Source organism: Streptomyces sp. NPDC058579, from assembly GCF_042718575.1.
Lineage (GTDB): Bacteria > Actinomycetota > Actinomycetes > Streptomycetales > Streptomycetaceae > Streptomyces.
Map to the genome: position 1 here is coordinate 25,533 of NZ_JBHXPI010000022.1, position 12,926 is coordinate 38,458.

General features: G+C 68.8%; 12 protein-coding genes. 3 read left to right on the top strand and 9 right to left on the bottom strand.

Features of this window, described 5'->3' with window-relative positions; translation table 11 throughout:
• Nucleotides 1-16 precede the first annotated feature (16 nt).
• Entirely contained in the window at nucleotides 17-1,198 is a 1,182-nt protein-coding gene (locus tag ACFWRO_RS23215) for an HpcH/HpaI aldolase/citrate lyase family protein (protein WP_384512965.1), read from the bottom strand.
• A gap of 201 nt (nucleotides 1,199-1,399) precedes the next feature.
• On the opposite strand from ACFWRO_RS23215, the gene ACFWRO_RS23220 reads away from it, so the two are divergent.
• Nucleotides 1,400-2,269: a TerD family protein gene (locus ACFWRO_RS23220; protein WP_384512966.1), complete on the top strand. Its 870-nt coding sequence runs from the start codon at nucleotides 1,400-1,402 to the stop codon at nucleotides 2,267-2,269.
• Nucleotides 2,270-2,278: 9 nt separating this feature from the next.
• On the opposite strand, the gene ACFWRO_RS23225 is transcribed toward ACFWRO_RS23220, so the two are convergent.
• The 6 genes from ACFWRO_RS23225 to ACFWRO_RS23250 all read right to left on the bottom strand — a co-directional run bounded on the left by ACFWRO_RS23225 (nucleotide 2,279) and on the right by ACFWRO_RS23250 (nucleotide 6,766).
• Nucleotides 2,279-3,019 carry a Tellurium resistance gene (locus tag ACFWRO_RS23225; RefSeq protein WP_384512967.1) on the bottom strand — a complete coding sequence of 247 codons (741 nt, stop codon included), beginning with the start codon at nucleotides 3,017-3,019 and terminating at the stop codon, nucleotides 2,279-2,281.
• 96 nt (nucleotides 3,020-3,115) lie between these two features.
• Entirely contained in the window at nucleotides 3,116-4,261 is a 1,146-nt protein-coding gene (locus tag ACFWRO_RS23230) for a DUF475 domain-containing protein (protein WP_384512968.1), read from the bottom strand.
• Nucleotides 4,262-4,290: 29 nt separating this feature from the next.
• The gene (locus ACFWRO_RS23235) at nucleotides 4,291-4,866 is read right to left on the bottom strand and encodes a TerD family protein (protein WP_384512969.1); all 576 of its coding nucleotides are present in this window, start codon (nucleotides 4,864-4,866) and stop codon (nucleotides 4,291-4,293) included.
• Nucleotides 4,867-5,094: 228 nt separating this feature from the next.
• Nucleotides 5,095-5,670: a TerD family protein gene (locus ACFWRO_RS23240; protein WP_384512970.1), complete on the bottom strand. Its 576-nt coding sequence runs from the start codon at nucleotides 5,668-5,670 to the stop codon at nucleotides 5,095-5,097.
• Between the two features lie 114 nt (nucleotides 5,671-5,784).
• Entirely contained in the window at nucleotides 5,785-6,243 is a 459-nt protein-coding gene (locus tag ACFWRO_RS23245) for a peroxiredoxin (RefSeq protein ID WP_384512971.1), read from the bottom strand.
• A gap of 100 nt (nucleotides 6,244-6,343) precedes the next feature.
• Nucleotides 6,344-6,766: a DUF3052 domain-containing protein gene (locus ACFWRO_RS23250; protein ID WP_384512972.1), complete on the bottom strand. Its 423-nt coding sequence runs from the start codon at nucleotides 6,764-6,766 to the stop codon at nucleotides 6,344-6,346.
• A 409-nt stretch (nucleotides 6,767-7,175) separates the two neighbouring features.
• Between ACFWRO_RS23250 and aceE the strand changes: the two genes are divergently transcribed.
• Both aceE and ACFWRO_RS23260 read left to right on the top strand, forming a co-directional pair.
• Nucleotides 7,176-9,908: a pyruvate dehydrogenase (acetyl-transferring), homodimeric type gene (gene aceE / locus ACFWRO_RS23255; protein WP_384512973.1), complete on the top strand. Its 2,733-nt coding sequence runs from the start codon at nucleotides 7,176-7,178 to the stop codon at nucleotides 9,906-9,908.
• A 94-nt stretch (nucleotides 9,909-10,002) separates the two neighbouring features.
• Complete coding sequence (locus tag ACFWRO_RS23260) at nucleotides 10,003-10,779, top strand: potassium channel family protein (protein ID WP_384512974.1); 777 nt, start codon at nucleotides 10,003-10,005, stop codon at nucleotides 10,777-10,779.
• On the opposite strand, the gene ACFWRO_RS23265 is transcribed toward ACFWRO_RS23260, so the two are convergent.
• Entirely contained in the window at nucleotides 10,760-11,191 is a 432-nt protein-coding gene (locus tag ACFWRO_RS23265) for a peptidase inhibitor family I36 protein (protein ID WP_384512975.1), read from the bottom strand. The two genes, ACFWRO_RS23260 and ACFWRO_RS23265, sit on opposite strands and share 20 nt — an antisense overlap.
• 176 nt (nucleotides 11,192-11,367) lie before the next feature.
• Nucleotides 11,368-12,861 carry an MFS transporter gene (locus ACFWRO_RS23270; RefSeq protein ID WP_384513035.1) on the bottom strand — a complete coding sequence of 498 codons (1,494 nt, stop codon included), beginning with the start codon at nucleotides 12,859-12,861 and terminating at the stop codon, nucleotides 11,368-11,370.
• Nucleotides 12,862-12,926: the final 65 nt, after the last annotated feature.

Below are 12,926 nucleotides of genomic sequence, written 5' to 3' on the forward strand. Positions count from 1 at the left end.
TCCGGTTCACCTTCCGTCAGCCGGCCAGGCCGGCGGTGAGCAGATCGACGAAGCCGACGTCCTCATGGGCGACGCCGAAGACCTCGGCGCGCATGAGGGTCCGTTCGGCCCACGCGCGATGCGGCTTCACCTCGTTCATCTTGTTCGTGTACGCGGAGCGCATCACGCCGCCCCCGCCGCGCTCGGGGCGCAGGATGTCCTGCGCGTCGCTGTACTCCTCGTGGGTGACCACGGAGAGCGCGTGCACCGGCACCACGTGCGTGGGGTGGATGCAGGTCTTGCCGAGCAGGCCGTTGGCCCGGTCGAGTTCGATCTCGCGCAGCAGCCCGTCGAGGTCGTGCTCGATGAGCGCGGTGCGCAGGTCCTCGGCGCGGCCTTCCAGGAAGGGGCTGCGGCGCAGCTGGGGCTTGAACATGCGCTCGCCGAGCCGGAAGTACTCCCAGACGGGTCCGGTGATGGTGAAACCGGTGCCGTCGGAGCGGCCGAGGACGTTGACGACGTCGGCGATGACGTTGGCGACGAGCTGGACGTCGTAGGCCGTCATGTCGGGCGAGCGGCGCAGTCCGTATGCGGAGCAGAAGTCGGTGACGCCGAGGCGCAGCGCGAGGACCCGGTGGCGGTACTTGTCGACGGTGGTGGCGATGCCGGCGAGGGTCTCGGCGCGGGTCTCCAGGTGCAGCAGCTCGGGCGACTCCAGGACGGGCATGGCGAAGAGTCTTCTGCCGCTCGACCGCTCGGCGGTGGTGAGGGCCTCCAGGAAGGCCCGGCCGCTGGTCTCGGTGAATTTGGGCAGTACGAATCCGGACAGCAGACGGGCGGTGTCTCCGAGGCGCCTGACCAGATCCGTGATCTGGTGGGGCTCCCGGACCCGGATGAAGAGCAGGGGTACGTCCAGTCCGGTGGTGTCCGCCTCGGCGCCCTTGGCGAGCTCTGCGAACTGGTGTACGAGGTTGCTCTCGGCGGCCTCCACGTCGGCGTCGGCGATGGAGTCCTCCAGGCACAGCACCATGGAGACGACCCCGCGTGCGGCCTGTTTGCGCACGTCGTCGGCGAGGCGCGGCCGGGTCGCCGGGCTGTAGAGGGTGGCCCCGAGGGCCATGGCGAGCGTGCTCGCGGGGGCGTCCGCCGTGAATTCGGCCGGCTCCTGGTGGAAGAGTCCGGCTCTCGCGGAGGCCGGGATGTGCCCGAAATGACGCATGTGACTCCCCGGACTGCCTCGGTTGGCCCTGACAACATGTGGCCGGTAATAGTACGTAGGTGCGGGTGTCCTTAGTTCCCCTCGTGTATGAAATCCAGGTAACTCGTCTGCATCCGTCTCAAGCCTCGCACTTCGCGAGGTGGGACGACGCGCGGTTCGGTTCGGCCCCCGCGTTGTCCGGCGGGCGGGCGGGAAGGCAGGATGACGGTCATGACGCACGCGATGCTGAAGGGCTCCAACGTCCCTCTCGACACCGCGGCCGTACGGGCCGTGCTCCGCTGGACCCCGGGCCCCGGGGTCCCTGACGTGGACGCCTCCGCGCTGCTGCTCGGTGCCGACGGGCGCGTGCGCTCCGACGAGGACTTCGTCTTCTACAACCAGCCGCGCCATCCCTCGGGTCTGGTGCGCCGGCTGCCGAAGAAGCGGGTGGCCGAGGGGCTGACGGACACGGTGGAGGCCGAGCTCGGCCGGCTCGACCCGTCGGTCGACCAGGTGGTGATCGCGGCCTCCTCGGACGGCGGCACCTTCGGCCGCGTCTCCGACCTGCGGATCCTCCTCTACGACGCGACCGCGGCGGACCGGGAGCCGCTGGCCCTGTTCGACGTGAAGGCGGAGACGGGCGAGGAGACCGCCATCATCTGCGGCGAGCTGTACCGGCGCGGGGACGGCTGGAAGTTCCGCGCGGTCGGGCAGGGCTATCCGACGGGTCTCGTCGGTCTCGCCACCGACTTCGGGATCTCGGTCGACGAGGGCACGGAGGAGGCCGGTACGACGCCGGACTCCGGCTCCACACCGGCGCGGGCGCAGGATCGCGCCGCGGTCGTCGACCTCGACGCGACGGTCGTCCAGTCGCCCTCGGCCGGCCCCGGACCCGTACCGCCGCCGCCGCTGACCGTGCCGCCGCAGCCGACCGCTCCCCCGGTGTCCGCGCCGCCCGGCTACGGCTACCCGCAGCCGGTCACGGGCGACCGCCCGGGGTACGGCTATCCGCAGCCCGCCGCTGCCGCCGCGCACGCCCCCGACCCGAACTTCCGGCTGCCGCCGATGGGCCCGCAGTTCGTCCGCCCGTAGCACCACGGGTCAGGCCTTGGTCTTGTAGCCGCGCCCCCACTGCAGACCCCAGCCGTAGAGCCGGTCCAGCTCGGCCTGGAAGCCGTACACGAACTTCACCTCTCGGCGGACGATCAGCTCGTCCTTGACCTTCTCGACGCTGAACACGGCGCAGGAGCGGGCCTGCGGGGCCCGCTCGTCGAGTTCGATCTCGATCCGCGGGCCGTTGCTGGGGTAGAGCGTCACCTTGGCGTGGGTGCGGTCGAAGGCCGGGGTCTGGTCGTAGATGTAGACGAAGAAGAGCAGCCGCTTGATCTCGTCGCGGTGGTCGAGGTTGACGAATATCGTCTCGCCGGACGAGCCGCCGAACCGGTCGTCGCCGCTCAGGTTCACGTACGGCGCGGCGTTCAGCGAGCCGAAGAAGCCGCCGAGCGGCTGGACGACGCCCTTGCTGCCGTCGGCCAGCTCGTACAGGCAGCCGAGGTCCAGGTCGACGTTGACCATGCTCTGGGTGTGCGCCTGGACGACCTCGGGCTTGAAGAGCTTCGAGGGGTGGCGCAGCAGCTGGCCGCTCTGCCGGGAGCGGCCCTCGATGTCGGAGGTGCGCATCCGCCAGGAGAGGTTGACGCGCAGATTGCCGGTGGCGGCGCCCTGTTTGGTCAGGGAGACCGTCGGGCGGCGTTTGGTGAGGTCGATGGTGTTGCTGGCGGCGCTGCCCGAATCGAACTGCGCCCACGCCCTCCCCGGAAAAAGGCCGTCCCAGAAGCCCATGCGCCCCACCCCCCACTCGGAAACCCGGTCGTACGCCGCGGGGCGGCCGGGTGAACCGGCCGCCCCGCAGTGAAGCGTTCCTCATTGCCGGGGGTGTCACACCCCTGACGACACCTCGGTCTTGCCCGAGGAGTCAGCTTTTCCCTCGGCCGCGGCGAGGGCTCTGTTGCGCCGGACGGAGGACCAGAACGACCAGCCGATGAGGGCCACGCCGATGAGTCCGGTGACGACCTCGGGGATCTGGTAGCGGATGGTGATCATGAGGATCACGGCGAGCGCGCCGATGGCGTAGTGCGCGCCGTGCTCCAGGTAGACGTAGTCGTCGAGGGTGCCCTGGCGGACCAGGTAGACCGTCAGCGAACGGACGTACATGGCGCCGACGCCGAGGCCGATCGCCATCAGGACGATGTCGTTGGTGATGGCGAAGGCGCCGATGACACCGTCGAAGGAGAACGACGCGTCGAGGACTTCGAGGTAGAGGAACATGAAGAAGGCGGCCTTGCCGGCCAGCTGCACGGCTCCGACCTTCTTGCCGCTGCGCTTGGCCTCCTCCTCGGCCTCGTGCTCGCGCTCCTCTTCCTCCTCCAGCTTGTTCTCGAAGTAGCCGGAGAGACCGCCGACGACGAGGTACGTGATGAGGCCGAAGACGCCGGAGAGCAGGACGGTGGACGCCTTGTCGACGTGCGTGCCGCCGTGCTGGTGGGCCTGGGTGGCGAAGGTCATGGCGCTGATGGCCAGGACGATCAGGGCGATGCAGACCGACAGCATGTCGACCTTGCCGAGCTTGGCCAGCGGGCGCTCCAGCCAGCCGAGCCACTTGATGTCACGGTCCTCGAAGATGAAGTCGAGGAAGATCATCAGCAGGAACATGCCACCGAAGGCCGCGATCGACGGGTGTGCGTCGGTCACGAGCTGCTCGTAGCGCTCGGCGTCGTTGAGGGCGAGGTCGACGGCCTCGATGGGGCCGATCTTGGCGCTGATCGCGACGATCACGACGGGGAAGACCAGTCGCATGCCGAAGACGGCGATGAGCACACCGATCGTGAGGAAGATCTTCTGCCAGAACGGCGTCATCTTCTTCAGGATTCCGGCGTTGACCACCGCATTGTCGAAGGACAGCGAGATCTCGAGGATGCACAGGATCGCGACGATCCCGAACGCTTCCCACCCCCCGTAGAGCACCGCTGCGACCAGTCCGAGCGCCGTGATGGCGAACGACCAGCCGAAGGTTTTCAGTACCACTGTCTACCTCATCGTGTAATTACGCGGCTTTACGAAACGTTGACCCCGAAGTCTAGAGCGATGCCCCGGAGGCCGGACGCGTACCCCTGTCCGACCGCGCGGAACTTCCATTCGCCGTTGTACCGATACAGCTCGCCGAAGATCATCGCGGTCTCGGTGGAGGCGTCCTCGGAGAGGTCGTAGCGGGCGAGTTCCTGGCCGTCCGCGCGGTTCACGACGCGAATGAAGGCATTGCTGACCTGGCCGAAGGTCTGGCCGCGGTTGTCGGCCTCGTGGATCGAGACCGGGAAGACGATCTTGTCGCAGTGCGCCGGGACCTTGACCAGGTCCACGATGAGCGACTCGTCGTCGCCGTCACCCTCGCCGGTGAGGTTGTCGCCGGTGTGTTCGACGGAGCCCTCGGGGCTCTTGAGGTTGTTGTAGAAGACGAAGAACTCGTCGCCGAGCACCCGGCCCGACTGGCACAGCATGGCGCTGGCGTCGAGGTCGAAGGGGGCTCCGGTGGTGGAGCGCGCGTCCCAGCCGAGGCCGACCAGCACCTGGGTGAGGTTGGGTGCGGCCTTGGAGAGGGAGACATTGCCTCCCTTGGCGAGCGTGACGCCCATGTGTGTGTCCTCCCCGGTGAAGCTGCGGTGTGCCCGCTGGTGGTCCTGCTGGTGTGCTGCTCGCGGTCCTGTTCGTGGCCCCGCCGGCGTGCTGCTGGTGTGCTGTCGGCGTTCCTGCCGGCGTTCCTGCTGGTGTTTCTGCTGGTGTTTCTGCTGGTGTTTCTGCTGGTGAGGCACGTCCGGCGCCGCACGGAGTGTGCGGCGCCGGACGTGTCAGTGCTGCGCGACTCAGACGTTGACGCCGAAGTCGGCGGCGATGCCGCGCAGGCCCGAGGCGTAGCCCTGGCCGACCGCGCGGAACTTCCACTCTTCGCCGTTGCGGTACAGCTCGCCGAAGACCATGGCGGTCTCGGTCGAGGCGTCCTCGGAGAGGTCGTACCGGGCGATCTCGGCGCCGCCGGTCTGGTTCACGACGCGAATGAACGCGTTGCGGACCTGGCCGAAGGACTGCTGGCGGTTCTCGGCGTCGTAGATCGAGACCGGGAAGACGATCTTGGCGACATCGGCCGGCACCGTGGCCAGGCTGACCTTGACCTGCTCGTCGTCGCCCTCGCCCTCACCGGTGAGGTTGTCACCGGTGTGCTCGACCGAGCCGTCGGCGCTCTTCAGGTTGTTGAAGAACACGAAGTCCTGGTCGTTGCGGACCTTGCCCTCGGGGCTGACCAGAATGGCACTGGCGTCGAGGTCGAAGTCCGTACCGGTGGTGGTGCGGATGTCCCAGCCCAGACCGATGGTCACGGCGGTCAGGCCAGGGGCCTCCTTGGTCAGCGAGACGTTGCCGCCCTTGCTGAGGCTGACTCCCACGAGTCCCTCCATGTGGTTTCCAGGGGCAGCGCCCCCGTCGTGCGTTGGCATTCGGATCAACGAGTGGATCCTAGTGACGGGTTCCCGGCCTGGACAGACGATTCGCCCCGATCCTCAGAGAGTGTCGAGCGCCTTGACGTAGTCGTCGATGTCGCGGGCGTCAGGCAGGTCGTTGACGACGCTCCAGCGGACGACGCCGTCCTTGTCGATGATGAAGGTGCCGCGCACCGCGCAGCCCTTGTCCTCGTCGAAGACGCCGTAGGCGCGGGAGGCCTCGCCGTGCTGCCAGAAGTCGGAGAGCAGCGGGTACTCCAGGGCCTCCTGCTCGGCGAAGACGCGCAGGGTGTGGATCGAGTCGGTGGAGACGGCCAGGAGCTGGGTGTCGTCGTTGACGAACTGCGGCTGGTTGTCGCGCAGCTCGCCCAGCTCACCGGTGCAGACGCCGGTGAAGGCGAACGGGTAGAAGAGCAGGACCACGTTCTTCTCGCCGCGGAAGTCGGACAGGCGCACGGTGCGGCCGTGGTTGTCCTTGAGCTCGAACTCCGGGGCCTTGGTCCCGACCTCGATGGCCATGACGGACGATTCCCTTCCCTGGGCCGAATCGGTGACCCCACCCTACGCACGGAGCCCCCGCCGAGCGTATTCGGCGGGGGCTCCGGTGCAGCGTGGTGGATCAGCGCTTCGGGGTGACCAGGCGGGTGCCCGACCAGTCCTTCGCGACGCTGATGCTCTTGGACTGGGAGAGACCAGCGGTCTGCGCGGCATCTTGAATGTCGCTCGGCTCGATGTAGCCGTCGCGGCCGGTCTTCGGCGTCAGCAGCCAGATGTTGCCGCCGTCGTCCAGAAAACCGATGGTATCCACCAGGGCGTCAGTGAGGTCTCCGTCCTCGTCGCGGAACCACACCACCACGGCGTCGGCGACGTCGTCGTAGTCCTCGTCCACGAGTTCCTGCCCGATGATGGACTCGATGCCTTCACGGAGATCGAGGTCGACGTCGTCGTCGTAACCGATCTCCTGGACCACCTGTCCGGGCTCGAACCCCAGCCTGGTGGCCGGGTTGGTCCGCTCCTCCGCGTGGTCCGCGGTCGCGCTCACGGCTTGCCTCCTGATCATGTATCGGAAAATGCTTCGGCCACGCGCACACGCGCGGCACTGGCCGTAGTCCACACGGGCGGGGCGAATCGCGCAAGTACCCGGCCGCCGAGACCGCCGAAACGGTGACGTTTAGGGCCGTCTCGCCGCATCTCCCGGACCGGTTCCACTCCGCTCCGTGACATACGGCACACGCTTCGTCCCGCTTTGCGAACTTCCGCGGCTTCAGTCTGCCGAACGTCCCGCCGAAACGCATGCGCGGGTTGGGCGTAAGGTTGCGATTTGACCCGACCAGGCGCCCGAGAGGGGTTACCCCTCGGTAGAGATGACGTTTGACTCCGACGGGGTACACGATGGACATCCCGGCCGGCGTCCGGCCTCCGTGGGCTCCACCGACAAGCGAAGGAACAGCGTGGCTTCCGGATCCGATCGCAACCCGATCATCATTGGCGGCCTTCCCAGCCAGGTCCCGGACTTCGATCCCGAAGAGACCCAGGAATGGCTCGACTCCCTCGACGCGGCCGTCGACGAGCGGGGTCGCGAGCGAGCCCGCTATCTGATGCTCCGGCTCATCGAGCGCGCGCGCGAGAAGCGCGTCGCCGTGCCGGAGATGCGCAGCACGGACTACGTCAACACCATCGCGACCAGGGACGAGCCGTTCTTCCCGGGCAACGAGGAGATCGAGCGCAAGGTCCTCAACGCGACCCGCTGGAACGCGGCCGTGATGGTCTCGCGCGCCCAGCGCCCGGGCATCGGGGTCGGCGGCCACATCGCCACCTTCGCCTCCTCCGCCTCGCTGTACGACGTCGGCTTCAACCACTTCTTCCGGGGCAAGGACGAGGGCGACGGCGGCGACCAGATCTTCTTCCAGGGCCACGCCTCGCCCGGCATCTACGCCCGCGCCTATCTGCTCGACCGGCTCGGCGAGACCCAGCTCGACGCGTTCCGCCAGGAGAAGTCGAAGTTCCCGAACGGTCTCTCCTCGTACCCGCACCCGCGGCTCATGCCGGACTTCTGGGAGTTCCCGACCGTCTCGATGGGCCTCGGCCCGCTCGGCGCGATCTACCAGGCCCGGATGAACCGCTACATGGAGGCGCGCGGCATCGCCGACACCTCCAAGTCGCACGTCTGGGCGTTCCTCGGGGACGGCGAGATGGACGAGCCGGAGTCGCTCGGCCAGCTGTCCATCGCGGCCCGTGAGGGTCTGGACAACCTGACCTTCGTCGTCAACTGCAACCTCCAGCGCCTCGACGGCCCGGTGCGCGGCAACGGCAAGATCATCCAGGAGCTGGAGTCGCAGTTCCGCGGCGCCGGCTGGAACGTGATCAAGCTCATCTGGGACCGCTCCTGGGACCCGCTGCTCGCCCAGGACCGCGACGGCATCCTGGTCAACAAGCTGAACACCACGCCCGACGGCCAGTTCCAGACGTACGCCACGGAGACCGGCGCGTACATCCGCGACCACTTCTTCGGCGACGACCAGCGACTGCGCTCGATGGTCGAGTCCATGACGGACCACCAGATCCTGCACCTGGGCCGCGGCGGTCACGACCACAAGAAGATCTTCGCGGCCTTCGCGGCGGCCAAGGCCCACAAGGGCCAGCCGACCGTCGTCCTGGCGCAGACCGTCAAGGGCTGGACGCTCGGCCCGAACTTCGAGGGCCGCAACGCGACCCACCAGATGAAGAAGCTGACGGTCGACGACCTCAAGCGCTTCCGCGACCGGCTGCACATCCCGGTCACCGACGCGCAGCTGGAGAACGGCCTGCCGCCGTACTACCACCCGGGCCGGAACTCCGAGGAGATCCAGTACATGCACGACCGCCGCAAGGCGCTCGGCGGGTACGTCCCGACCCGTGTCGTGCGCGCGAAGCCGCTGGTCCTCCCCGAGGAGAAGACCTACGCCCCGGTGAAGAAGGGCTCCGGCCAGCAGTCGATCGCCACCACGATGGCCTTCGTCCGGCTGCTCAAGGACCTCATGCGGGACAAGGAGATCGGCAGGCGGTTCGTGCTGATCGCCCCCGACGAGTACCGCACGTTCGGCATGGACTCGTTCTTCCCGAGCGCCAAGATCTACAACCCGCTGGGCCAGCAGTACGAGGCCGTGGACCGCGAACTGCTCCTCGCGTACAAGGAGTCCCCGACCGGCCAGATGCTGCACGACGGCATCTCCGAGGCCGGCTGCACGGCCTCGCTGATCGCGGCCGGTTCGGCGTACGCCACGCACGGCGAGCCGCTGATCCCGGTCTACGTCTTCTACTCGATGTTCGGTTTCCAGCGGACCGGCGACCAGTTCTGGCAGATGGCCGACCAGCTCGCGCGCGGCTTCGTCCTCGGTGCCACCGCCGGCCGTACGACGCTGACCGGTGAGGGCCTCCAGCACGCGGACGGCCACTCGCACCTGCTGGCCTCGACCAACCCGGGCTGTGTCGCCTACGACCCGGCGTTCGGCTTCGAGATCGCGCACATCGTCCAGGACGGCCTGAAGAGGATGTACGGCCCCGACGCCGAGGACGTCTTCTACTACCTGACGGTCTACAACGAGCCGATCCAGCACCCGGCCGAGCCCGAGAACGTGGACGCCGACGGCATCCTCAAGGGCATCTACCGCTACAAGGCGGGCGAGGCCGGCGCGATCCCCGCGCAGATCATGGCCTCCGGTGTCGCCGTGCCGTGGGCGCTGGAGGCTCAGCGGATCCTCGCCGAGGAGTGGAACGTCCGCGCCGACGTCTGGTCGGCCACGTCCTGGAACGAGCTGCGCCGCGAGGCCGTGGACGTCGACCGGCACAACCTGCTCCACCCGGAGGAGGAGCAGCAGGTCCCGTACGTGACGCGCAAGCTGTCCTCCGCGCAGGGCCCGTTCGTGGCCGTCTCCGACTGGATGCGCTCGGTCCCGGACCAGATCTCCCGCTGGGTGCCGGGCACCTACACCTCGCTCGGCGCGGACGGCTTCGGCTTCGCGGACACCCGGGGAGCGGCCCGCCGCTTCTTCCACATCGACGCCCAGTCGATCGTGCTCGCGGTCCTCACCGAACTCGCCCGCGAGGGCAAGGTCGACCGGTCGGCCCTCAAGCAGGCCATCGACCGCTACCAGCTGCTCGACGTCGCGGCCGCCGACCCGGGCGCGGCGGGCGGCGACGCGTAGCGGCTGGACTCGGCGCGTAGCCGCGTAGCGGCGTACTCGTGGGGTGCGGGTGCGGGGGTCAGTGCGCCCCCGCACCCCCCATACGATTCCCGGCATGAAGGAAAGCTGGGAGAAGCGCACCCAGACACCACTGCTGATCATGGCAGTGGCGTTCGGCGTCGCGTACGCCGTACCGATCGTGGCGCCGGATGCCGACCCCTGGATCCACGAGCTCTGCCTGGCGGTGGAGTGGGTGGTGTGGGGCGCGTTCGCCCTCGACTACGCCGTACGACTGGCGCTGGCTCCGAGCAAGCGGCACTTCGTCCGCCACCACCCGCTGGACCTGCTGGCCGTGGTGCTGCCCCTGGTGCAGCCGCTGCGGCTGCTGCGCTTGGTCTCGACGCTCCTCCTCGTGGGCCGGCGGGCCCGGATGGCCCCGCAGATAACGCTCACCACCTATGTGGCGGGCGCGGTGGTCGGGCTGATGATGTTCGGCTCGCTTGCCGTGCTCCATGTGGAACGCTCCGCCCCCGACGGCAACATCAAGACGCTCGGCGACGCGGTCTGGTGGTCGTTCACGACGATGACGACCGTGGGGTACGGAGATCACGCCCCGACCACGGGACTCGGCCGCGTCCTCGCGGTGGGGCTGATGCTCTCCGGTATCGCGCTGCTCGGTGTGGTGACCGCCAACATCGCCGCCTGGTTCATCTCCCGTTTCGAGCGGGACGACGCCGTCGAGCGCCGGCAGACCGAACTCCTGGAGGCGCTGACCATGGAGGTCCGGGAGCTGCGCGCCGAGGTGTCCCGGCTCTCCGCCCCGGCTCCCGTACCGAGCGCCGTGCCCCCGCAGGGGGAGATTTCCGCGGTCCCTAGCGCTCCCAGAGCTTGAAGGCTCTGACCTGGTACGGCGTCTGGGGCACCCACGTCCCGCGCCCCGGGTAGGTCTCGAACTCGCCCGTCTCCGCGCACTCGGCGGACTGGTACGTGGTGACCGGCCGCCCCGTCCGGTTGGCGAGGGCCCGGGCGCTCGCGCCCGCCGGCAGGGCGACACAGCTCTCGATGTCGGTGTCGGCCAGCTCGTGCGTCCATGCCGGGCCCCTGAAGTCCTCCTTGGGCCAGAGGCAGAGCTGCCCGGGTCCACAGGCGCCGAGCTTGGTGGCCGGTGAGGCGGTGGCAGCGGCGGGTAGGGCAGCGGCCGCGGCCGCCGCGGGTAGTGCGGTGCCCGCCGTCAGCAGCGTGGCGGCCAGTGCGGCCAGTGCGGCCAGGAGTACGTACGTCGGTCGTGCGTGCTTCGTTTCCATGTCGGTGAACATCGTCGAACCCCCCGTTTCGTCACTCTCTGTAATCAGAACTCTGACGGACGTCACCGGCTGCTGGGAAGAGGCCAAGGCTTGATTCACCCGGACAGGTGAAAGCCCCGCCGGACGGAGGCCCGGCGGGGCTTTCACCTGCGTACAGAAGAACAGAGGACGCGAGGTCAGATGTGGGCCGCGCCCGCACCCGCCTCCGCGTTCTCGCCGCGCTTGGTCAGTGTGGCGACCAGCGCCGCGACGACGGCGACGACACCGGCGACGGTGAACGCGAGGCCCATGCCGTCCAGGAAGGTGCCGTGGATGACGCCGCCGATCCGGTCGAGCATGTCCGGGGTCATGTTGGGCGCCTTCGCCAGCTCCTGCGGGACCATGCCGAACTCGGCGGCCTCCTCGAGACCCGGGGCGGGAGCGCCCGGGATCCCGGCGGCCGTCCAGTTGTCCGCGAACGCGCTGGAGACCTTGGAGGACATGACCGCGCCGAGCACGGCCGTGCCGAGCGCGCCGCCGACCTGCATCGCGGCCTGCTGCAGACCGCCGGCCACACCGGAGAGCTCCAGCGGGGCGTTGCCGACGATGACCTCGGTCGCGCCGACCATGACCGGGGCGAGGCCCAGGCCGAGCAGCGCGAACCAGAGCGACATCGTGAACGTGCCGGTCTCCGCGGAGAGGGTCATCATCCCGAACATCGCGACGGCGGTGGCGACCATGCCGCCCACCAGCGGGATGCGCGGGCCGAACCGGGTGATCAGCGCGCCGGCCAGCGGCGAGGAGACGATCATCATCGCCGTCAGCGGCAGCAGGTGCAGACCGCTGTCGATCGGGCTGAGGCCCTTGACGCCCTGGAGGTAGAAGGTCACGAAGAACAGGCCGCCCATGAAGGCGAAGGCCATGAGCACCATCAGCACCACACCCGCGCTGAGCGGGACGGAGCGGAACATGGCCAGCGGGATGAGCGGCTCCTTGACCTTCGTCTGCCAGAGGGCGAAGACGAAGAAGAGCAGGACCGAGGCGCCCAGGCAGCCCCAGGTCTTACCGCCGGTCCAGCCCCACTCGGCACCGGCGTTGATGAGGCCCCAGACCAGGGACCCCATCGCGCCGGAGAGCAGCACGATGCCGAAGATGTCGAAGGAGCGCGGGGCGTTCTCGGCGCGATGGTCCTTGAGGATCACCAGGCCGAGCACGAGCGCGAGGACACCGACCGGCACGTTGATGAAGAAGACGGACTGCCAGCTGACGTGCTCGACGAGGAAGCCGCCGAGGATCGGGCCGCCGGCCGTCGAGGCGCCGATGACCATGCCCCAGATGCCGATGGCCATGTTCAGCTTCTCGGCGGGGAAGGTGGCGCGCAGCAGGCCGAGCGCGGCCGGCATCAGCAGGGCGCCGAAGAGGCCCTGCAGGACACGGAAGCCGATGACGAGGCCGATCGAGTCCGAGAGGCCGATCGCCCCGGACGCGGCGGCGAAGCCCGCGATGCCGATGAGGAAGGTCTGGCGGTGGCCGAAACGGTCACCGAGCTTGCCGGCCGTGATCAGGGCGACGGCGAGCGCGAGGAGGTAACCGTTGGTGATCCACTGGAGCTGGTCGAGCGTGGCTCCGAGGTCGGCCTGGATGGCCGGGTTGGCGATCGCGACGATGGTGCCGTCGAGGGCCACCATCATCACGCCGGCGGCGACGGCGAACAGGGTCAGCCAGGGGTGGCCGCGCAGGCCTTTCGACGGAGCCG

Coding starts and splice junctions, on each gene's coding strand:
- ACFWRO_RS23215 (WP_384512965.1), bottom strand. CDS start 1,198: ATGCGTCATTTCGGGCACATCCCGGCCTCCGCGAGAGCCGGACTCTTC.
- ACFWRO_RS23220 (WP_384512966.1), top strand. CDS start 1,400: ATGACGGTCATGACGCACGCGATGCTGAAGGGCTCCAACGTCCCTCTC.
- ACFWRO_RS23225 (WP_384512967.1), bottom strand. CDS start 3,019: ATGGGCTTCTGGGACGGCCTTTTTCCGGGGAGGGCGTGGGCGCAGTTC.
- ACFWRO_RS23235 (WP_384512969.1), bottom strand. CDS start 4,866: ATGGGCGTCACGCTCGCCAAGGGAGGCAATGTCTCCCTCTCCAAGGCC.
- ACFWRO_RS23245 (WP_384512971.1), bottom strand. CDS start 6,243: ATGGCCATCGAGGTCGGGACCAAGGCCCCGGAGTTCGAGCTCAAGGAC.
- ACFWRO_RS23260 (WP_384512974.1), top strand. CDS start 10,003: ATGAAGGAAAGCTGGGAGAAGCGCACCCAGACACCACTGCTGATCATG.
- ACFWRO_RS23265 (WP_384512975.1), bottom strand. CDS start 11,191: ATGGAAACGAAGCACGCACGACCGACGTACGTACTCCTGGCCGCACTG.
- ACFWRO_RS23270 (WP_384513035.1), bottom strand. CDS start 12,861: ATGATGGTGGCCCTCGACGGCACCATCGTCGCGATCGCCAACCCGGCC.